Here is a 19,359-nt window from a genome sequence, read left to right as displayed (position 1 = left end):
TCATTGTGCTTGGGCGGATTCAGGGGCGGACGCGTATTCAAGGTCGCCGGCGTCGGGGCAGGTCAGCTTTTCGCGCGGCCAGGTCAGGCGACCCTGCGCGTCGAACACGACGACTTCGCCGCAGATCAGGCCGAACAGCGTCATGGTCGTGCCGCGCGTGTCGATGAATTCCAGCAGGCCTTCACGGCGCACCAGGGCGCGGCCTTCGCTGAAGTCATCGGCCCAGCCGAATTCCGGCGGGATGACGTAACGGCCGCTCAGGTCGATGTAGCCTAGCAGCTTGCCGCTGCGCTGCTCGCGCCGCGCCAGCGCCAGGCCGTCGCGCAGCGGGCCCAGCTTATCGAAGTACGGTCCGACCACGCGCTTGCCGTCGGCGTTGACGAAGCCATAGCGGTCGCCCTGGCCGCGATAGACCACCACGCCCTCGCTGGCGCTGCGTTCGTCCAGCGTGAATTCGCCCTTGAAGCGAGTGATTTCGCGGCCCTGCAGATCGGTCATCACGCTTTGCGAATTCTTGCTGTCGCGGAACACCGCGCGCTTCATCGACGCCAGCGGCGTGCCATCGCCACGCGCTTGCAGCAGCGTCTTGCCGTTCTCGTCCATCAGCCGGTAGCGTTGGCCGTCGGAGACGCGCGCCAGGCCCTCGGGCTGCACGAAGAATGGGTTGAATTCGCCATGGGTGGGGGGCACCTTGAAGTTGCCGCGGGCGTCGATGGCGCCATTGCGTGAGCGGTACTGCACGTAGATCCAGTCGCCGAACTGCTCCTTGCGCTCGGGCTCGCCTTCGAACAGCCGCGTCATGCCGCCCTGGGCGTCGAACAGCAGCGTGGCGCCGTCCTTGCCTTGCGCCAGGTAGCGGCCCTGCTTGAGATCCTGCGGCCGGTCGTGCAGCACCACGCTGCGCTTGCCGGTGCGTAGATTGATCAGGCGATAGTCGTCGCGATAGCCGGAGCTGTCTTCTCCTTTGGGTTCGCGCGCCAGCAGATAGCCGTTGCCCAGGTAATCGAGTTCATAGCTGCCGGAGTAGGTGGCGGGCACCACCCATTTGCCCTGGCGGTCGATGACGCCCCAGCGATCGTGGTCCTGCGCCTTGGCCCAATCGTCGGTGAAGTCCTCGATGCGGTCGAGCGTCGGTTTCACGGTCTCGCTGCCTGCGCGGACGTTCCACAGGCCCCAGCGACGGTTGCGGCGTTCGTCCAGCGCATAGAAGTAGAGCAGGTCGCCGTCGAGTTTTTCGCCATTGACCTCGATGCGCGCCGGCAGTTTCTGCGGATTGCCGCGGGTGTCGATCAGCACGGCGGCGTTGCGGTCCATGTCGGGCGTGCGGGCCCAGGAATAGGGGCCGTTGAAGCCGCCGATGCCGGCGTATTTCGGCGGCAGGATCCAGTTGCCGTCGGCGTCGATGGCGCCGACGGTGCGCTCGCGGGTCTGCACCAGCAGCGGCGCGGTGGCGTCGTAGCTGCTCATGTCGTCCCATTCCGCATTGGTGACGATCTTGCCCGAACGCGTCAGGATGGCGGTCGGCTGGTTGTAGTCGTTGGGCCGCAGCAGCGCCAGCGGCAGCGCGTCGGCGTCCGCCCGGCCGTCGCGCGCCTTGCCGGCGGCGCGCTTGGCGCTGAACGGCATGACGCGGTATTGGCCTAGGCGCGCGACGGTGTCGGCGTCCAGCAGCGGCGTGCCGTCGGGGCGATAGATCTGCGCCAGGGTCGCTTCGGATTCGTAGCCGCCCGCATCGGCGCTGACGGCGGCGTCGGCGGCCGCGGTGGCGGCATCGGCGGCGATGGGCGCGGCGGCGTCCACAGCGGCGTCGGCCGCTGCCGCGGCCTCGACGGCTTGCGGCGCGGCAGTGGCGGCGTCGACCGCCTGCGGCGCGGCGGTCGCGACATCCGCGGCCAGCGGTGGTGAGGGGTCGAGGGACGCTGCCGGGGGCGCCGCCACGCTGGCGGCAACGTCGGCCTGCGCGGCGGACGGCGCCGCCCCCGCACCGGCCGGCTGTTGGGCGTTGATCCAGGCCATGCCGTTTTGGATGGTGACGCGGCCGAAGGCCGCGGGGACAACCCGCGGTTTGCCGTCGGGCGGGATCAGGATCACCGCGTCGACGTCGGTCAGCACCTTCCAGCCCTCGCTCGCCTCGACGCCGACATATTGATTGGTGAAAGTGCGCAGCGGCTTGAGCCGCGCATCCAGCAGTGCGTAGGGACCGTCACCCTTGGGCTTCACCAGCCACAGGCCGGACGCCACGCGCGTCACGTTTTCATAGCCGTCGCCGTTCAACGCCGAGCCGTCGGGCCGCACGAACCGCCAGGTGTCTTCGCGCTGCACGGCCAGCGTGTCGCCGTCGCGCAGCGGCGGTTGCTGCGAGCGCAGCACGTCGGGCGCGATGGCCCAGCGGCCGTCGGCATCCAGCAGGCCCCACCAGCCGCCATAGCGCGAACTGCGCCGCTGCGCCGGCAGGGAGCCGGCGTCGTCGGAGGACGCCAGCATCATCACATCGGCGGGCAGCGTCAGTGCGCGGCCGGTCGCGGTGTTGAACAGTCGCGGCGGTTGCGGCACTTCCATCTCGGCCAGCTTCTGGCCGCGTTCGAAACCCCACGAGCGCGTGCCCAGCTCGAACGTCTTGACCACCTGGCCCTGGCGATCGATCAGCACGTCGCGCTCGTCCAGTTCGACCAGCGCGGTGCCTTCCGCATTGAAGCCCGAGGCGCGCGCATAGCGAGGCTTGACGGCCCAGTTGCCGCGCTTGTCGATATAGCCCCACAGCCCCTCCTGGCGCACCGCGGCCAGGCCGTTCTGGAACGACTCCGCTTCCTGGAACGCCGGCTTGATGACCATCTGGCCTTGCTTGTCGACGTAGCCCCAGGTGCCGGCCGAGTCGCTGGCCTTGCCGGTGATCACCGCGGCCAGCCCTTCGGCATAGGCGCGTTGGCAGCTGACGTCAGGGGTGATGGCGTAGGTGCGGCCGACGCAGTCGTGCTGCCAGTCGGCGTATTCGTCGGCGCTGGCCGGCGCGCTGCCCAGCGCGGCCAGCGCCACGGCCAGCGCCAGCGGCCGCAAGCCTGTTCGCAAACGCAAAGCGGCGCTCATGATGCGGCGCCCCCGGGTTGCGCCAGGGCGCGCGTGGGCGCGGCGGAAGGGAACGAGCGAAGCCGGACGTGCCGCATGGTCGAAGTGCCTGTCTAAAAAAGGGACGAGGACAGCACTGTAACCAGCAGTAGCACTCAAAAAAACGGCAAATGTAACGATAGAAAACGAACCGTTAACATCGTGCCGCGCGCGGCCTGCGCCTGTCGGTGGCGCCCACCCGGCTGGCGCTGGACACCGACCCGGCCCTGCTGCGCCGCATTCTCGACAACCTGCTGCGCAACGCGCTGTCGTACACGCCCCAGGGGCGGGTGCTGCTGTCGGCGCGGCGGCGGCGCGGGGGCGTCGTGATCCAGGTGTGGGACACGGGCGTGGGCATCGCGCCCGAGCTGCAGGAAGCCGTCTTCACCGAGTTCATGCGCGGCGCCGGCGCGCCCGCCGCGCCGGGGAGCGAAGAGGGGCTGGGCCTGGGCCTGGCCATCGTGCGGCGGCTGGCCGGGCTGCTGCATGGAGAGATCTCGCTGCGCTCGGTGCCGGGCAAGGGGTCGGTGTTCTCGTTGTGGGTGCCCGCTGGCATTCCCGCCGCGCATGCCGCCGGCGAAAAATAATCAGTTGAAGGGCCGCCGCCGCGCCCCTGTAATAGCGGTTAGTCGCCCGCGCGCGGGTTCGAGGTATCACGCCAGAGGGTCGCCATGTCCGCCGCCATTCCGTCCGTCGCTGCTTCATCCGGTCCCGCCACGCCGTCGCGCAACCTGTGGCTGATGGTGCTGGCCGGCGGCATCGTCATGGGCCTGGCGCTGGGCGTGCGGCACGTGCAGGGCCTGTTCCTGCTGCCCATCACCATGGACCGCGGCTGGTCGCGCGAGACCTTCGCCATGGCCCTGGCGGTACAGAACCTGACCTGGGGCGTGGTGCAGCCGTTTACCGGCATGATCGCCGACCGCTACGGCTCGGCCAAGGTGATCCTGGGCGGGCTGGTGTTCTACGCGTTGGGGCTGGCCGGGATGGCGCACGCCACCAGCGCGGCCGCCTTCATGTGGAGCGCCGGCATCTGTATCGGCGTGGCCCTGTCGGGCACCGCGTTCGCGGTGATCTACGGCGCGCTCAGCCGGCTGGTGCCGCCCGAGCGGCGCGGCTGGGCCCTGGGCGTGGCGGGCGCGGTCGGCGGGCTGGGACAGTTCACCATGGTGCCGGCGGCGCAGTGGCTGATCGGCGGCGCGGGCTGGGTGAGCGCATTGCTGGTTTTCGCGGTGGTGCTGGCCGTGCTGACGCCGCTGGCCTGGCCGCTGAAGGAAACGGAGCGCGCGGCATCGAAGGCCGGCCCCGCGCAGCCCGACCAGCCGCTCGGCGCGGCGATCCGCGAGGCCTTTTCCCAACGCGGCTTCTGGCTGTTGAACCTGGGGTTCCTGGCCTGCGGCTTCCAGCTGGCCTTTATCGGCACGCACCTGCCGGCCTACCTGATGGACAAGGGCATGCGGGCGGCGGATGCCGTCGCCGCGCTGGCCATCATCGCGCTCGCCAATGTGGCCGGCACCTACGTCTGCGGCATCCTCGGCGCGCACCATCGCCGCAAGTATCTGCTGGCCGGCATCTACCTGCTGCGCACCGCCGCCATGGCGCTGTTCTTCCTGCTGCCGCTGTCGCCGTGGTCGGTCTATGTGTTCGCCGCGGTCATGGGCTTCGTCTGGCTCGGCACGGTGCCGCTGACCAACGGCCTGATCGCGCAGGTGTTCGGCGTGCGCTACATCACGACGTTGTTCGGCTTCGTCTTTTTCGGCCACCAGCTCGGCTCGTTCCTCGGCGTCTGGCTGGGCGGCGTCGTGTTCGAGGCGACCCACTCGTACGACCTGATCTGGCTGGGCGCGATGGCGCTGGGCGTGTTGTCGGCGGCGCTGCACTGGCCCATCGACGACCGCGAGCTGCCGCGCGTGCGCGCCGCCGTGGCCGCCTGAAGCGGCCGTCCGGGAAGGCCGGCGGCCCGCGCGCGGCGCAAGCGAGCCTAGAGCGGCCGGTGCTGCGTTCCCGCGCCCAGCGTGACGTGCAGCATGCGACAGGGCTCGATCACCTTGACGGTATGCCAGGCGCCCTTGGGGATCACATAGGCGTTTCCGGCTTCCAGTCGCACGGACTGGATGCCGGTGGGCCATTCCAGCTGCAGCTCGGCCGTGCCGGACATGAGGCGCACGATTTCGTCGGCCTGCGGATGCATTTCCCACTGCGGCCAGTCGGCGCTGAAGCTGTACTCCGACAGCAGCCAGCCATGGCCGTAGGGTTCCAGCGCGTCGCGCGGCAGGGACCAGAAGGCGTCGCCGCCCTTGACCGTGGCGGCATGGCCGTTGGCATCCAGAAAAATGTAATGCGACGACAGGTCCGTGGGCATGGGGCTTCTCCAGGGGGCGGCCTATACGCGTTATAACAGGGTCGTCGGCCGCGTCCACGGCGTGCCATCGCGGCAAGGAATCCCGCATGCAGATCGAATCCCGCTGGTTGTTCCCATACGAGCCTCGCCATATCTGGCCGCATTTCCTCCACGCGCGCATGGACGACACCCGGCCGTTGCTGTTTCGCCTGGGCGTGCCCAAGCCGATCAGTTGCAAGGTGCTCGAAGGCGTCCCCGCCGTGGGCCACACGCGCCAGTGCACCACCGACCGTGGCACCATCGACCAGCGCATCCTGATCCTGCAGCCCGACCAACGTCTGCGCTACCAGATGCAGCGCAGCACGGTGTGGTGCGCGGACTGGGTCGGTTCCCTGGTCGACACCTTCGAGTTGCGGCCGGTGCCGGGGCAGGGCACCGAGGTGCGGCGCGTCACGCAGTTCGAGGCCGCGGGCGCCCTGCGCTGGGCCAAGCGGCTGGGCCTGTGGGCCGGTCTGCGCCAGGCGCACGCCTATGCCAGCCGCAATTGGCGACGGCTGGCGGCGGCCAGCCAGGCCGCGGAAAACCGCTGAAGCCGCGAGCTTCGTATCGGGCAAAAACTGCGATAATCCCGAACTTTCGAGCAGGCGCCAGCGCGCCTGTGGCGCGAGGGGGCGGCATGAGCAAAGGGTTCGACGGCGTCAGGCCGGCATCCGAATCGTCCATCGAGATCGGTTTCTTCTACCAGGGCCGCCATTGCGTGGAGCGCATCCGCGTCAAGCCCACTGCCGCCAACCTCAAACGCGCCGCCGACCGCCGCGCCGCCATCCTGGCGGCCATTGCGCGCGGCGACTTCGATTACGACGCCGAATTTCCCCGGCGTGCCGCTGCCTCTCTTCCCGCCAAGGACCCGACATGACCCGCGCCGCCGCCTTGCCCGTGCACGACCTGACCGCCGATGCCTTCACGTCCTATGGCTGGATGCTGGGCAAGCCCATACCGCTGGGCAACGGCGTGCCCCTGTTCAGCAACGAGGCCACCGACTTCTGGCAGGAGCATGTCTTCAACACCGGCGCCGGCGGCGACGCCGAAGTGCTGTGGGTCAATTACCGCAGCGCCAAGGGCGAGATCGCCAGCCTGGAAAAGCACCTGCTGACGCAGCAGGCCATCGTGCCGTTGACGGGCGCCATCATCCAGGTGGTGGCGCGCAGCGCCGCCGACGGCAGCCCCGACCTGGAGACGCTGGCGGCGTTCCGCGTCGAGCCGGGGCAGGGCGTGTGCATGCGGCCGGGCTGTTGGCATGCCACGCGCGTGGCCGACGCGGAAGTCACCTGCCTGATGCTGACGCGCCGCTCCACGACGCTGGACCTGATCCAGCACCTGACCACCGACGCCGCCGCCAGCGAAAGCGCGATCACGCCGATTCCGGCGCGGCAGCTCGAGGGCCTGCGCTTGCCGGATTGAATCCCGGTAGGGTACTGGCGCGCCGCGCCCGTGCGACATGGTGTTGGCGCATTGCATCGTCAGGCCCGCCGCGCTCGAAAAGATAGTGCTGTCATCTCCGTGCGGTTTCACTACCTCGGGGAAATGTGCCAGAATTTCAGCGACTGTCTTGTCTGTCCTGTCCGCGACGCTGCCGCCATTCGGGCGTTGCCAACCGTTACCCGAGTTGGAGCATGGAATGCGCATACGCCGCGTCGGCGTCGGATCTTCTCCCCGGCCTTTTCCCGGGCTCGCCCTTTGTCTGCGAGGCCTCGCCGTCCTGGCATTGATCGCCGGCGCCAGTGGTTGCAGCTTCACCTCGCCCGACGCGGCGACCGGCTCGCAGTACGTCGGCATCGACGGTGTCGCGGCGCCCGAGGCGCAACGCATCGCCAAAGAGGCCTACATCTACGGCTACCCGATGGTCGCCACCTACCAGGCCATTCACGCCGCCAGCATCGATGCGGGCAATCCGCACTACCAGGCCCCGTTCAACACGCTCAGTCATGCCATGCCCGACGATGCCGCGGCCGTGGCGCCCAGCGTCGACGCCCCGGTATCCTCGGCCGTGCTCGACCTGCGGGCCGAACCTGTCGTCATCAGCGTGCCGGCGATGGAAGCCCGACGCTATTTCTCGGTGCAACTGCGCGACCTGTATGGCTTCAATTTCGCCTATCTCGGCAGCCGTGTCAGCGGCCATGGCGCAGGCAGGTATCTGGTGATCGGCCCGCGCTGGAACGGCGCCGAGCCCAAGGGTTTCACCAAGGTGATCCGGGCCGAGACCGAACTGGTCAGCATGACGGTGCGCACCCAGCGGTTCGCGGCGTCGGACCTGGCCCAATTCAAGCGCATCCAGGCCGGCTACCAGGTCCAGCCGCTGTCGGCCTACCAGCGGAAAAAGCCGGCGCCGGCGCCGGCCCCGGTGGCCTGGATCGTGCCCGCGCCGCCCGCGCAGATGCGCAGTTCGCTGGAGTTCTACAACCAGCTGGGGTTCCTGCTGCAATTCGCGCCGGTCCAGCATGGCGAGCGCACGCTGCGCAAGCGCCTGGACAGCCTGCGCATCCGGCCGGACGCGCCGGTCGTCACCGAGTCCATGAATCCGCGGCTGCGGCAGGTCATGCAGGAAGGCATGCACGATGGCCAGAACGACATCGACAGGCACCGCGTGGCGCTGGCCGGCAAGACCGACACGCTGTTCGGCGACCGCCAGTCCCTGCGCCATGACTATCTGGCGCGCGCCACCGGCGCCCAGGTCAGCCTGGGCGGCGACAACCGCGAGGAGTCGATGGCCACGGTGCTGACCACCGATGCCGCGGGTCAGCCCCTGGATGGCGCCCAGGCCTACACCCTGCGCTTCGCGCCGCGCGGCCTGCCACCGGTCAACGCGTTCTGGTCGGTGACGCTGTACCGCATGCCCGGACAACAATTGGCGCCCAATCCCATCAAGCGCCACGTGATCGATGCCGCGCTGCTGCCCACGCTCAAGCGCGACCGCGACGGCGGGCTGACGCTGCGCATCCAGCACCAGGCGCCGGGCAAGGGCGGCGATGCCAACTGGCTGCCCGCCCCGGCCGGGCCGTTCATGTTGACGCTGCGCTACTACTGGCCCAAGCCGGCCTTGCTGGACGGCTCCTGGCAGCCGCCGCAGGCGCAGCGCGTGGGGCTGTAGCGGCGTTGCGGGCGATGGTGGATTGAGGGCTGGATTGACGGCTGGATTGACGGCGACGTGGCGGTCGACACCGCGACCGCCCTGCGCGGCCAGGTGGCGGTGACCGCTACAGGTCCTCGCTGCGCCAGACCTTCAGCACGCGGCCGAAGATCTGCAGGTCCATGTCTTCGGTGATGTCCCAGGCGTCGTACTTGGTGTTCTCGGATTTGGCTCGGATCAGCAGCCCCTGGGCGCTGGGAATGCGTTGCAGCCGCTTGATGAAGCCCTCGTTGCCGACGCGAAAGAAGAACACGCCATCGACGTCGGCCTTGACCACGCCCAGGTCCACCAGCAACGGATCGCCCGGGTTGTACATGGGCCGCATGCTGTCGCCGAAACCCGTCACCACGCACAGGTTGGCGGCCGCGGTGTAGTGCCGCAGGTTCTTGTGCAGCCATTCCTGGCTGACGCGCAGGCTCTGGATCACGCCGGGCTGGTCACGCAGTTCCACCCCCGCGCCCATGGCGCCGCCGGTGTCGAAGCGCGGAATGCGCAGGTCGCCCGCCGCATCGTCGGCGGCACGCGCCGGATCGCCGCCGGGCTCGGCCAGCACCACATCGGGGGGATATTGCGCCGCCTCGTCCAGTAGTTGTTCAAGCGACAGCCCCAGCCCCGCCGCCAGGCGGGCCGCGTACTTGGAGCGTTCGCTGTCGCGCCCTTCGAGGGCGGCGATGGTGCCGACCCCCACGCCGGTGCGCGCTTCCAGCTGTTCCAGGGTGAGACCGAGGGCGGCGCGGTAGCGCCTGATTTGTTTTCCGAGAGCCATGGCGGGGACGCTAAACAGTTGTGGAAAATTGTGCAACAACAAGTGTTGAAATCACGATTATACATTTGTAGAATTCTACACATGGATTACCCAAAACGTGTGCTGTTATCAGACGGAAGCGTGGGTAGCGTATCGCTACCAAAGGGCTTCTCCCGGCAACCCGACCGGACGGCGGCAACGCCCGTCCGCATCTCCGGTGCCTCCAGGGCACCCACCCGGCACCCCGCCCAGGCGGCGGGCGCCGCCATCGAATCCCACAGCAAGGAGCGGCAAATGAATCAGGCAGGAAACATGGCGCTGCGGGCGCCGCAGGACTGGATCGCCGCGGCATCCCAGGCGGGCGCCGCGATCGCGCGTTCGATGGCTGCGCGGCCGGCCGCGCCACAGGCGGGCCGCCAGGAAGGCGCGCGCGGCCAGCAACCGAAGGGGCAGGACATGACGCGAGAGGAATCTGACCAGGTCGAAGCACTGATCATGGAGTGGTACCACTGGAGCCGCGGCTACCGGCCGCAATTGGGCGTGGGCAGGGTCTCGGCTTTCGCGCGCGGCATGACTTCCGACGAGGCCTACGATGACGAGGACGTCGACGCCCGTCTGGCCGCCACCCGTGGCGAGCAGACCGAGCTGTGCATCGACGAACTGCCGTGGCAGCAGCGCTCCGCCATCGGCGTGCATGCCGGCAACAAGGCCGCCGGCGCCCGCGTCTTCAGCAATCCGCGCCTCACGCCCGCGCAGCAGCATGCGGCCTACCAGGAGGCCAAGGCGGCGTTGCTGCCCGCCTTGCGGCGGCGCGCGCTGGTGACCACCGCGCAGGTGCGACACGCGGATCGCGCCAAGCCTTGCGATGCGCGCGGCGCGTCCGCATAATTGAGTCGTCGGGCAAGTTGCGCCCGCACCAAATCGGCCCGCTGGGATTGCACTTGCACCCGCGGGTTTTTTTATGAGAGCCGTCTGAACCGATGCCGCGCTGTGCGCAGGCCGCGCGGCTTGCTTCCCATTTTTCCGCTACACCGATCCAGCCCCGCGGCATTCGCCGCGGGGCTTTTTCGTGGCTGCTCCGGTTTGCCGTGGCGGTCACCGCTGCCCGCCACTGGCGGGCTTTTTTATTGGAGTCTGCAATGGCAGGTACTACCGTTTCGCAATTCGTTCAAACCCAGGGCACGCAACTGGAAGTGTCGACCACGGCCACCGAAGACCTGGGCGCCGCCGGCCTGACGTATGCCGATCTGGCCATCACCATCAAGGACCCGAACTTCCAGGGCGGCCAGACCACCGAGATCGACGTCACCGTGCTCAAGTCCACCGCCAAGGAATACGCCCTGGGCCTGGACGACAGCGGCACCTTCAGCATGGCCGGCAACTGGAAGGCTGGCGATCCCGCCCAGAAGGCGCTGGTGGCCGCGCGCAGCGACAAGAAGACCCGCGCCTTCCGCGTGACCTTCGCCGACGGCGCCAAGTTCGAATTCCTCGGCCTGGTGACGCAATACCAGTGGCAAGGCCAGCTGGACAACGTCGTGTCCGCCACGTTCAACGTGCGCGTCACCGGCGCCGTCAAGCTGACCGACGCGCCCGCCAACGGGGGCTGAACGCCATGACGGACACGTCGATCAAATCCTCCGCGCGCGCGGCTGGCCTGCGCGGCCTGGCGGTCGATCCGCTGGCCGGCTTCGCCCACGAAACCCTGACCGTGCCGCAATGGCAGGATGCGCGCGTCATCGTGCGCGCGCCCAGCGCCGGCGATCACCTGTTCCACATCCGCGCGATCTGGGCGGCGGCGGGCGTGCTGCCGGGCGAGGACAACGAGGTGGTGCGCGCCAAGCTGGACGCGCCGGGCGTGGACTACACCCGCGCCTCGGCCAGTCTGCTGGTGCGCACGCTGTTCGAGCAGACCGAACAGGGGCCGCGCCGTGTCTTCGACGACGAAGACGTCGACGTCGTGGCCGCGGCCTACGGCCCGGCGCACGCCACGCTGGTGGCCAAGGCGATCGAGCTGGGCAACCTCGGGGAGGGAGCGCAGGCGCGCGCAAAAAAGCCCTCCAGGAAACGCCAGACCTCCGTTTCCTGATGGTCCTGGCCCTTCGACTGGGGCGCACGCTGGGCGAGTTGATGGACACCATCGACACCCATGAAGTGTCGCTATGGCGCGAGTGGGACCGCACGTCTCCGCTGGGAGACGACCGGGCCGACGTGCTCACGGCCAGCCTGGCCGCCACGGTGGCGCAGGCGGCCGGCGCCAAGGTGCGCGCCACCGACATGCTGGTGCGCTGGGGCGCGCAAGACGAGGAACCTCCCGCTGAAGCGGGGGCGGACGCGTTGAAGGCGTTCCTGATGTCGAAGGTCAGGAAGGGGTCTTGACGACGTGTCCAGCCCGCGCAAGCGGGCCGGAGGCGGATCTATGTGAGGTATAGGACCATGGCAGACAACAACAACGCCGCGAACATCGAGGCGGAAAACAGGGCGCTCAGACAGAACACCGTCGAGCTCAATCGCAACGCGGCGGCCCGGCGGGCATGGGAGAGCGCCGTTGCGAGGGCCGCGACCGAGTGCCGGAAAAGCAACGACGCCACCAACAAGGGCACCGACGGCAAGAAAAAGTCGACGGACGCGCTGAACAAGCATGCCCAGGCGATCCGGTCCGAGGCGGTCGAGCAGGCGCTGGCGGAAATGAAGAAGGCCGGCGCGATGCTGGGCGTGGATACCGAAGTCGGGAAGATGGAGGTCGAGGCCAGCATCGGCAGGTTCTCGGGCGAGAGCATCGGTGACAAGATCAGCCTGATGGTTGGCGCGTTGGATCTGGACAAGCAGCGCAACGACGTGAAGATGAGCGCGTATATCCAGAGCCTCGTGAATCCCAACGCGGCAGCCAATGAGGAGAAACGCCAGAAGCAGGCGGCGCTCGATCAGGCGTTGGGTGACGGCAGGCTGAGCCAGGACAAGTACGACAAGGAAAGACGCAGTCTCGGAGTCGTCGAGAAAGACGGCGACTTCATGGCGGGCGTGAGCGACAAACTGGTGGAATCCGCGCGCGGCAGCGCGAGCAAGATCCAGGACATCCTGGGCACCAAGATGTATGACTTCGTCTCCGAGAAATTCGACAAGATGGGGCTGTCGTTCCTGGACAACGTGGCGAAGATGGTGACGTCGGCAGCGTCCGCCAAGCTGATGGAGACGCTGCTGGGCAAGGAATTCATGTCGGGTTCGGGCGGCCTGGGGGGCTGGATCGGCCAGGCGGGCGGCTTCATTGCTGGGCTGTTCGGTTCGGGTGGCGCAAGTACCGCCAGCGCCATCGTGCCGTCGGTGGCCCAGGCGTTTCCCGTCCAGTTCGCCAAAGGCGGCGCCTTCACCAACGGCATGACCGCCAGCCCCGTCGCCTTCCCCATGGGCGTGATGGGCGAAGCCGGCCCCGAGGCCATCATGCCGTTGCATCGCGGCGCCGACGGCTCCCTCGGCATCCGCGCGGCCTTCCCGAATGTGGGCGGCGACACCCACCCGGTCGCGGGTGGCGTGGCCGTGAATGTCTACGTGCAGGACGGCAAGGTCAGTTCCTCGAGCGAATCGGGCGAGGGCGGCTGGCAGCAGTTCGGCCAGCAGATCGGCGAATACGTCACGCAGCTGGTCGACCGCCGCATGACGCAATCGTATCGCCAGGGCGGCCTGGCCTGGCAAGCCAACAACAACCGTTTAGCAGGGGCATGAGCATGGCAGTCGAAACCTTCACCTGGTCGCCGCGCATCAATCCGCAAGGCCGGACCAAATTCCGCGTGTTGAGCGCGCAGTTCGGCGATGGCTACAGCCAGGTCGCAGCCGATGGCATCAACAACAAAGTGGCTTCATGGCCCTTGCAGTTCTCGGGTGCGGCCGGGCAGATCGAGCCGATCGTGGCGTTTCTGGATCGACATCAGGGGTACCGGGGCTTCCAATGGCGGCCGCCGCTGGGCGAGCCAGGCTACTACACCGCGACGGATTACGACCTGACCGCAATGGGCGGCGAGATGTACTCGCTGGCCGTCACTTTCCAACAAGTCTTCAGGCCTTGACGCCATGGCGGCGCGCCGTGCGCGAAGCCGCGGGGTGTCGACAGCTCCCGGCGGGTGCCGCGCATCGTGTGCGGCATGCGGGAAATGAGCCGTCGTATCGAAGCATGGGCTGGCCAGGTCGAGCGCCAGGGGGCAGGCCTGGCATATCCGGGCAACCGTCGCGGCAGGCCGCGGAGGAATAGAAATGGGCATTTACGCAGACGTACAAAAACTTGAAGTGGGCGCGTTGGTCGAGCTGTTCGAGCTGGACGCTACCGAGATCGGCGGGCAGGTCCTGCGCTTTCACGGCTACACGCAGGTGGGGCCTGTCTGGTGGCAAGGGCGGCAATACGACCCTTGGGCGATCCGGGCCGAAGGATTTGAACAGGTGGGAGAAGGGCAGCAGCCCTCGCCGACGCTGTCGGTGGGCAATATCGGGCAGGATGAAAAAGGCAAGCCTGTTGTTGGCGTGATCTCCGCTTTGTGCATCCATCTTGACGACCTGGTCGGCGCGCGCTTGGTGGTTCACCGCACGTTGGGCAAATACCTGGACGCCGCTAACTTTCCCGAGGGGAACCCGACGGCCGACCCCCAGGAGGAATTGCCGCCCGAGGTCTGGATCGTGCAACAGAAAACCGTCGAAACGGCGCAGGTCGTGGAATTCTCGCTGTCCAGCGCGCTGGATTTCAATGGCCAGAAATTGCCCGATCGTCCGATCATCGCCGGCGTGTGCGCGTGGCTGCGCAAGGGCGGTTATCGCGGCCCCTATTGCGGCTACACCGGCAGCCGCATGTTCGACATCGATGGCAAGCCGGTCAGCGATCCGACCTTGGACCGCTGTTCGGGCCTGATGTCCGACTGCAAGAAGCGCTTCGGCGAATACGAAATCATCAACTTCGGCGGCTTCCCGTCCGCCGACCTGGTCAGGGGATAGTCATGCTCAAACGCACGATGCAGGCCATCCGCGATCATGGCGTGGCGACGTATCCGCAGGAATGCTGCGGGCTGGTGGTCAAGGCCGGCCGACGCGAATGGTATGTGCCGTGCCGCAATACCGCCGCCAGCGAAGAGCACTTCGTCATGTCGGCGCAGGATTACGCGGCGGCCGAGGAAAGCGGCCGGATCACGGCCGTGGTGCACTCGCACCCGGATGCGGCGGCGCTGCCCAGCGAAGCCGACCGGGTGGCCTGCGAGGCCTCCGGCCTGCCCTGGTACATCGTTGCCGTGGCCAAGGATCTGGACGGCAAGGTCAAGGCCGGCGAGATCCGCGGCTTCACGCCGGAGGGCTTCCAGGCGCCGCTGCTGGGGCGCCAGTTCGCCCACGGCGTGCTCGATTGCTATTCGCTGGTGCGCGACTGGTATGCGCGCGAACGCGGCATCACCCTGCCGGACTTCCCGCGCGAGGATGGCTGGTGGGAACCTGGCCGCGTCGGCGATCTGTACATGGATCACTACGCCGAGGCGGGCTTTCGCCCGCTGCAGCCGCATGAAGCGCTGGCGCCGGGCGACGTGGTGGTGATGCAGGTGCGTTCGGACCGCGCCAACCATGCCGGCGTCTTCCTCGGCGCGCAGCCGTTGAGCGAAGCGCCGGACCTGTTTCCGCTGCCCGACGCGATGCTGCATCACCTGTATGGGCGCGACTCCGAGCGAGTCGTGTACGGTGGATTCTGGCGTGAAGCCACCCGGGTGGTGCTGCGCCATGGAGAAAAGACATGAACGACAGGACACGAGTGGTGCGACTCTACGGCTGGCTGGGCGCGCGCTTCGGCCGCGAGCACCGTCTGGCCGTGGCCAGCCCGGCCGAGGCGGTGCGGGCGCTGTGTGCGCTGTTGCCGGGCTTCGAACGTGCGCTCGCGAACAGCGAGCAACGGGGCGTGCGCTTTGCCTGCTTTGCCGGCCGCCGCAATCTGTCGGAAGACGAATTGGGGCATCCAGTGGGCGCGGATGCCATCCGCATCGCGCCGGTGCTGGCGGGCGCCAAGAACGGCGGCCTGTTCCAGACGGTGCTGGGGGCGGCGTTGATCGCCGCGGCGGCGTTCTACAGCGGCGGCCTGACGGCGGCGTTCACGGCGGGGGGCATGATTCAGGCCACGGCCACGCTGGGCCTGTCGATGATGCTGGGCGGCGTCGCGCAACTGCTGTCGCCGCAGCAGCGGCTGCTCAGCGCCAGGGATCGGCCGGAGAACGGCGCTTCCTACAACTTCAACGGGCCCGTCAACACGACGGCACAGGGCAATCCCGTGCCGCTGTTGTACGGGGAAATGTTCGTCGGCAGCGCCACGATCTCCGCGGGCATCTATTCGGAAGACCAGGTATGAAACAACGACATCGCATCAGGAACAGGGCGCCGGCGGGCGCCTTTTCTTTTGGCGGCAAGCCGCTGGCCGAGGGCCGGGGCCTTGTCGGCCACAAGGGCAAGGGCGGCGGCGGCGGCCGCACGCCGGTGGAATCGCCCGACAGCCTGCACAGCACCGCCTACGCGCGCGTCATCGACCTGCTGGGCGAAGGCGAGATCTACGGCCCCGTGCACGGCATGGACAACGCGCTGCGCGATGTCTACCTGAACGGCACGCCCGTGGCCAACGAGGACGGCTCGCTGAACTTCACCGGCGCGTCGATCGACTTTCGTACCGGCACGCAGTTGCAGGAGCCGCTGCCCGGCTTTCCCGCGTCGGAAAACACCATCGGCATCAACGCCGAGCTCAAGTCGAGCCAGCCGTGGACGCGTCTGTTCACCAACCTGCAGGCCTCGGCCGTGCGCGTCACGCTGGCGGTCGAAGGCCTGAGCCGCGCGGATACCAAGAACGGCGACATCAACGGCTACCGCGTCGAATACGTGATCGAGCTGAACACCGACGGCGCCGGCTACCAGACGGTGCTGTCGACCGCGTTCGACGGCAAGACCACCCAGCGCTATACGCGCTCGCATCGCATCGAGCTGCCGCGCGCGCGCCAGGGCTGGACCGTGCGCGTGCGCCGCGTGACGCCCAACGCCAACAGCAACACCATCTCGGACCGCACCGTGGTGGACACGGTCACCGAGATCGTCGACGCCAAGCTGCGCTATCCGATGTCGGCGCTGGTGGGCATCAAGATCGACGCGTCGCAGTTCCAGAGCATTCCCACCCGCGCGTATCACGTGCGCGGCCGTATCATCCGGGTGCCGTCCAACTATCACCCGGACCTGCGCCGCTATGACGGCGTGTGGGACGGCACCTTCAAACTGGCCTGGACCAACAACCCGGCGTGGGTGTTCTACGACCTCATCAGCAACGACCGCTACGGCCTGGGCACGCGCGTGCCGGCGGGCTGGCTCGACAAGTGGGGCCTGTACCAGATAGGCCGCTACTGCGACGAGATGGTCGATGACGGCTTCGGCGGCAAGGAGCCACGCTTTACCTGCAACGTCTACCTGCAACAAGCGGCCGATGCCTACCGGGTAGTGCAGGACTTCGCCTCGATCTTTCGCGGCATGGCCTATTGGGCAAACGCCGCCGTGTTCGCCTCGGCCGACATGCCGGGCGATCCGGTCTACACCTTCTCGTCGGCCAACGTGGTCGATGGGCGCTTCAACTACGTCGGCTCGGCGCTGACCACGCGCTATACGGTGGCGCTGGTGTCCTGGAACGACATGTCCGAGATGGGCCGCCAGAAGGTCGAGTATGTCGAGAACCGCGAGGGCATTGCGCGTTACGGCATTCAGCAGGTGGAAGTGACCGGGTTCGGCTGCACCTCGCGCGGCCAGGCGCACCGGATCGGCAAGTGGATGCTGCTGACCTCCAACCTGGAGACGCGCTCGGTCACGTTCTCGGTGGGCCTGGACGCCTGCCGTGTGCGGCCGGGCAGCGTCATTCGCGTGGCCGACCAGCATCTGGCGGGCCGCCGCATCGGCGGCCGCATCCGCGAAGGCTCGGCGACGCAGGTCACGGTTGACGCCGAACTCGGCGTGCGGCCGGGCGACCGGCTGACCGTCAACCTGCCCAACGGCCTGTCGGAGACCCGCGTGGTGGCGACCGCGGTGGGCACCGGCCTGACCGTGGACAACACCGTCTTCACGGTGGACTCGACCGAGCTGACCGCCGACCTGGTCGGCCTGCCCGGCACGGTGCTGCATATCACGGTCACCACGCCGTTCTCGCAGGCGCCGCAGGCCGAGTGCGTGTGGACGCTGGAGTCCGAAGCCCTGTCGGCGCAGACGTTCCGCGTGTTGAGCGTCAAGCGCAAGGAAGGCCTGGTGGCCGAGATCGCTGCCGTGCAGCACGAACCCGGCAAGTTCGACAACGTCGATTTCGGCACGCGACTCGATCCCAAGCCGATCACCGTCGTGCCGCCGTCGGTGCAACCGGCCCCTGTGAACATCCGCCTGGCCTCGCGCTCGGTGATCGACCAGGGCCTGGCGCGGCACGTCGGCGTCATTAGCTGGGACGCGGCGCCGTCGGCCGTGGCGTACCAGGTGCAGTGGCGGCGCGACAATTCCGACTGGGTCGAAGCGGGTCGCACCGGCGCGCTGACGCTGGAATTGCCGGATATCCGCGCCGGCGCCTACGTGGCGCGGGTGCGGGCGATCAACGTGTCGGACATCTCGTCGGTGTGGGTCAACTCCACCGAGACAATGCTGGAAGGCGACATCGCGCCGCCGCCGGCGTTGGCGCTGCTGGCCGCCAAACCGCTGGTATTCGGCATCGACCTGCGCTGGGCCTTTCCGGAAGGGCGTTTCACCGCCCAGCGCACCGAGATCTGGTACAGCGCGTCCGACGACCGCGCCAGCGCCGTCAAGCTGGGCGACTTCGCCTTCCCGCAAAGCGCTCATACCCTGATGGGGCTGGCGGCCGGCAAGCGCTTCTACTTCTGGGGCCGAATCGTTGCCCTGAACGGCGAGATCGGCGCCTGGTATCCGGGCGACCAGGGCGTGATGGGCGAGTCCAGTTGGGAAGCCAGCGAGATCCTGGAATACCTGAACGGCAAGATCAGCCGCGACGAACTGGCCCAGGAACTGACCGGCACCATCGACGGCCTGACCACCGGCCTGGACGAGACCCGCGCAGCGATCACGGCGGAGGAGACCAAGCGGGCCGATGCCGATGGGGCGTTGTCCTCGCGCGTCGACACGGTGATGGCGACCGCCAACGGCGCGGCCGCCGGCGTGCAGGAAACGCGCAATGCGCTGGTGGACGTCGACGGCCAGCTCAAGGCCACCTGGAGCATCAAGGCCCAGGTCACGAAGGACAACAAGATCTACGCAGCGGGCATGTCGCTGGGCGCCTACTCCCAGCCGGATGGCCAGATGCAGACCTCGGTGTACTTCCAGGCCGACCGGCTGGCGCTGCTGAACGTGGCCAACGGCGCGACGACCACGCCGTTCGTGATCGAGAACGGGCAGACGTTCATCAACGAAGCCTTGATCGGTTCGGCGAAGATCACAAATGCGATGATCCGGAGCTTGAGCGCGGAGAAGATCAATGCCGGGGTGATGAGTGCGCAGCGTATCGATGTCAATACGATTGCCGCGCAACTTGCCAACGTGGGCCAGGCGTATATCAAGCGCGCCAATATTCACGAAGCGCAGGTGGATACGTTGTCGATCGCCGGGAATGCGGTGACGATTCCCACATCCTGGTCGGGAAGGCGTGAAGGAACAGTTGTCATCAATAGCAATGTTGTAGGGCCGGTTGTCATCATTGCCTACCGTTCAGGCTACCCGGGGATGGCCTCCAATCTGCGCATTTATGTGAACGGCGCATTGAAGGAAGAAGCTGCCGGATCGCATACTGTCTGGCAGAGCGGCAGCGGAGAGGGCACCATGCCGCTGGAATACACCAGCCTGCCCCTCACCGCGGTAGCGGTAGGCGACGCCGTCGTCGGCAACACGGTCATTACGGTCAATTCGAGCAGTTCGGACAGTCGCGACGCGATGATTCGAATCGTCGCGCTGATGGTGAAGAGGTAGAAA

19 protein-coding genes are annotated in these 19,359 nt (G+C 67.7%); 16 read left to right on the top strand and 3 right to left on the bottom strand.

Annotation, left to right across the window (positions count from 1 at the left end; all coding sequences use genetic code 11):
- Positions 1–3,084 carry a WG repeat-containing protein gene (locus tag HV742_RS09510; protein WP_175144885.1) on the bottom strand — a complete coding sequence of 1,028 codons (3,084 nt, stop codon included), beginning with the start codon at positions 3,082–3,084 and terminating at the stop codon, positions 1–3.
- A gap of 206 nt (positions 3,085–3,290) precedes the next feature.
- On the opposite strand from HV742_RS09510, the gene HV742_RS09505 reads away from it, so the two are divergent.
- Together HV742_RS09505 and HV742_RS09500 are read left to right on the top strand one after the other, a co-directional pair.
- Entirely contained in the window at positions 3,291–3,689 is a 399-nt protein-coding gene (locus HV742_RS09505; RefSeq protein WP_254601026.1) for a sensor histidine kinase, read from the top strand.
- Positions 3,690–3,842: 153 nt separating this feature from the next.
- Complete coding sequence (locus tag HV742_RS09500; RefSeq protein ID WP_063580607.1) at positions 3,843–5,033, top strand: MFS transporter; 1,191 nt, start codon at positions 3,843–3,845, stop codon at positions 5,031–5,033.
- Positions 5,034–5,080: 47 nt separating this feature from the next.
- Here the strand turns inward: HV742_RS09500 and HV742_RS09495 are convergent, their stop codons facing one another.
- Positions 5,081–5,461, bottom strand: a complete 381-nt coding sequence (locus tag HV742_RS09495) for a cupin domain-containing protein (protein WP_054414587.1) — start codon at positions 5,459–5,461, stop codon at positions 5,081–5,083.
- An 86-nt stretch (positions 5,462–5,547) separates the two neighbouring features.
- Here HV742_RS09495 and HV742_RS09490 point away from each other — a divergent pair, with 86 nt between their 5' ends.
- From HV742_RS09490 to HV742_RS09475, 4 genes are all read left to right on the top strand, one after another.
- A complete protein-coding gene (locus tag HV742_RS09490) occupies positions 5,548–6,030 on the top strand; it encodes an SRPBCC family protein (RefSeq protein ID WP_059272696.1) in 483 nt (160 codons plus the stop codon).
- A gap of 86 nt (positions 6,031–6,116) precedes the next feature.
- Positions 6,117–6,356 carry an Arm DNA-binding domain-containing protein gene (locus HV742_RS09485; RefSeq protein WP_054414593.1) on the top strand — a complete coding sequence of 80 codons (240 nt, stop codon included), beginning with the start codon at positions 6,117–6,119 and terminating at the stop codon, positions 6,354–6,356.
- Complete coding sequence (locus HV742_RS09480) at positions 6,353–6,901, top strand: ureidoglycolate lyase (RefSeq protein WP_054414595.1); 549 nt, start codon at positions 6,353–6,355, stop codon at positions 6,899–6,901. The genes HV742_RS09485 and HV742_RS09480 overlap by 4 nt, the downstream gene beginning before the upstream one ends.
- A 304-nt stretch (positions 6,902–7,205) precedes the next feature.
- Entirely contained in the window at positions 7,206–8,588 is a 1,383-nt protein-coding gene (locus tag HV742_RS09475; protein WP_254601024.1) for a DUF1254 domain-containing protein, read from the top strand.
- A 106-nt stretch (positions 8,589–8,694) separates the two neighbouring features.
- Here the strand turns inward: HV742_RS09475 and HV742_RS09470 are convergent, their stop codons facing one another.
- On the bottom strand, positions 8,695–9,393 hold the full coding sequence (locus HV742_RS09470; protein WP_175144883.1) for an XRE family transcriptional regulator: 699 nt from the start codon (positions 9,391–9,393) through the stop codon (positions 8,695–8,697).
- 273 nt (positions 9,394–9,666) lie between these two features.
- Here HV742_RS09470 and HV742_RS09465 point away from each other — a divergent pair, with 273 nt between their 5' ends.
- The 10 genes from HV742_RS09465 to HV742_RS09420 all read left to right on the top strand — a co-directional run bounded on the left by HV742_RS09465 (position 9,667) and on the right by HV742_RS09420 (position 19,356).
- On the top strand, positions 9,667–10,260 hold the full coding sequence (locus HV742_RS09465; protein WP_081330248.1) for a hypothetical protein: 594 nt from the start codon (positions 9,667–9,669) through the stop codon (positions 10,258–10,260).
- A 251-nt stretch (positions 10,261–10,511) separates the two neighbouring features.
- On the top strand, positions 10,512–10,979 hold the full coding sequence (locus tag HV742_RS09460) for a phage tail tube protein (protein ID WP_049076510.1): 468 nt from the start codon (positions 10,512–10,514) through the stop codon (positions 10,977–10,979).
- Positions 10,980–10,984: 5 nt separating this feature from the next.
- Positions 10,985–11,458, top strand: coding sequence for a phage tail assembly chaperone (locus tag HV742_RS09455; RefSeq protein ID WP_054414602.1), 474 nt, complete (start codon positions 10,985–10,987; stop codon positions 11,456–11,458).
- Positions 11,458–11,748 (top strand): phage tail assembly protein T, encoded by a 291-nt coding sequence (locus HV742_RS09450; RefSeq protein ID WP_049076506.1) that lies wholly within the window; start codon positions 11,458–11,460, stop codon positions 11,746–11,748. The genes HV742_RS09455 and HV742_RS09450 overlap by 1 nt, the downstream gene beginning before the upstream one ends.
- A 57-nt stretch (positions 11,749–11,805) precedes the next feature.
- Positions 11,806–13,089, top strand: a complete 1,284-nt coding sequence (locus tag HV742_RS09445; RefSeq protein WP_175144882.1) for a phage tail tape measure protein — start codon at positions 11,806–11,808, stop codon at positions 13,087–13,089.
- A 2-nt stretch (positions 13,090–13,091) separates the two neighbouring features.
- Positions 13,092–13,430 carry a phage tail protein gene (locus tag HV742_RS09440; protein WP_175144881.1) on the top strand — a complete coding sequence of 113 codons (339 nt, stop codon included), beginning with the start codon at positions 13,092–13,094 and terminating at the stop codon, positions 13,428–13,430.
- Between the two features lie 184 nt (positions 13,431–13,614).
- Entirely contained in the window at positions 13,615–14,343 is a 729-nt protein-coding gene (locus HV742_RS09435) for a phage minor tail protein L (RefSeq protein ID WP_175144880.1), read from the top strand.
- Between the two features lie 2 nt (positions 14,344–14,345).
- Positions 14,346–15,125, top strand: coding sequence for a C40 family peptidase (locus HV742_RS09430; protein ID WP_175144879.1), 780 nt, complete (start codon positions 14,346–14,348; stop codon positions 15,123–15,125).
- Positions 15,122–15,727 (top strand): tail assembly protein, encoded by a 606-nt coding sequence (locus HV742_RS09425; protein WP_175144878.1) that lies wholly within the window; start codon positions 15,122–15,124, stop codon positions 15,725–15,727. Before HV742_RS09430 ends, HV742_RS09425 begins: the two co-directional genes overlap by 4 nt.
- Positions 15,724–19,356, top strand: a complete 3,633-nt coding sequence (locus HV742_RS09420; protein WP_217482372.1) for a TipJ family phage tail tip protein — start codon at positions 15,724–15,726, stop codon at positions 19,354–19,356. Before HV742_RS09425 ends, HV742_RS09420 begins: the two co-directional genes overlap by 4 nt.
- Positions 19,357–19,359 lie beyond the last annotated feature (3 nt).

It is taken from the genome of Achromobacter ruhlandii (genome assembly GCF_902859695.1).
Taxonomy (GTDB): Bacteria; Pseudomonadota; Gammaproteobacteria; order Burkholderiales; family Burkholderiaceae_B; genus Achromobacter; species Achromobacter ruhlandii.
Note: the sequence above shows the minus strand (reverse complement) of the source record. Positions and strands in the feature narration are given on the sequence as shown.

Bases quoted from the DNA above. Each gene is read 5' to 3' on its own strand.
- HV742_RS09510 (WP_175144885.1), bottom strand. From the start codon at position 3,084: ATGAGCGCCGCTTTGCGTTTGCGAACAGGCTTGCGGCCGCTGGCGCTG.
- HV742_RS09500 (WP_063580607.1), top strand. From the start codon at position 3,843: ATGGTGCTGGCCGGCGGCATCGTCATGGGCCTGGCGCTGGGCGTGCGG.
- HV742_RS09495 (WP_054414587.1), bottom strand. From the start codon at position 5,461: ATGCCCACGGACCTGTCGTCGCATTACATTTTTCTGGATGCCAACGGC.
- HV742_RS09490 (WP_059272696.1), top strand. From the start codon at position 5,548: ATGCAGATCGAATCCCGCTGGTTGTTCCCATACGAGCCTCGCCATATC.
- HV742_RS09485 (WP_054414593.1), top strand. From the start codon at position 6,117: ATGAGCAAAGGGTTCGACGGCGTCAGGCCGGCATCCGAATCGTCCATC.
- HV742_RS09480 (WP_054414595.1), top strand. From the start codon at position 6,353: ATGACCCGCGCCGCCGCCTTGCCCGTGCACGACCTGACCGCCGATGCC.
- HV742_RS09470 (WP_175144883.1), bottom strand. From the start codon at position 9,393: ATGGCTCTCGGAAAACAAATCAGGCGCTACCGCGCCGCCCTCGGTCTC.
- HV742_RS09465 (WP_081330248.1), top strand. From the start codon at position 9,667: ATGAATCAGGCAGGAAACATGGCGCTGCGGGCGCCGCAGGACTGGATC.
- HV742_RS09460 (WP_049076510.1), top strand. From the start codon at position 10,512: ATGGCAGGTACTACCGTTTCGCAATTCGTTCAAACCCAGGGCACGCAA.
- HV742_RS09455 (WP_054414602.1), top strand. From the start codon at position 10,985: ATGACGGACACGTCGATCAAATCCTCCGCGCGCGCGGCTGGCCTGCGC.
- HV742_RS09450 (WP_049076506.1), top strand. From the start codon at position 11,458: ATGGTCCTGGCCCTTCGACTGGGGCGCACGCTGGGCGAGTTGATGGAC.
- HV742_RS09445 (WP_175144882.1), top strand. From the start codon at position 11,806: ATGGCAGACAACAACAACGCCGCGAACATCGAGGCGGAAAACAGGGCG.
- HV742_RS09440 (WP_175144881.1), top strand. From the start codon at position 13,092: ATGGCAGTCGAAACCTTCACCTGGTCGCCGCGCATCAATCCGCAAGGC.
- HV742_RS09435 (WP_175144880.1), top strand. From the start codon at position 13,615: ATGGGCATTTACGCAGACGTACAAAAACTTGAAGTGGGCGCGTTGGTC.
- HV742_RS09430 (WP_175144879.1), top strand. From the start codon at position 14,346: ATGCTCAAACGCACGATGCAGGCCATCCGCGATCATGGCGTGGCGACG.
- HV742_RS09425 (WP_175144878.1), top strand. From the start codon at position 15,122: ATGAACGACAGGACACGAGTGGTGCGACTCTACGGCTGGCTGGGCGCG.
- HV742_RS09420 (WP_217482372.1), top strand. From the start codon at position 15,724: ATGAAACAACGACATCGCATCAGGAACAGGGCGCCGGCGGGCGCCTTT.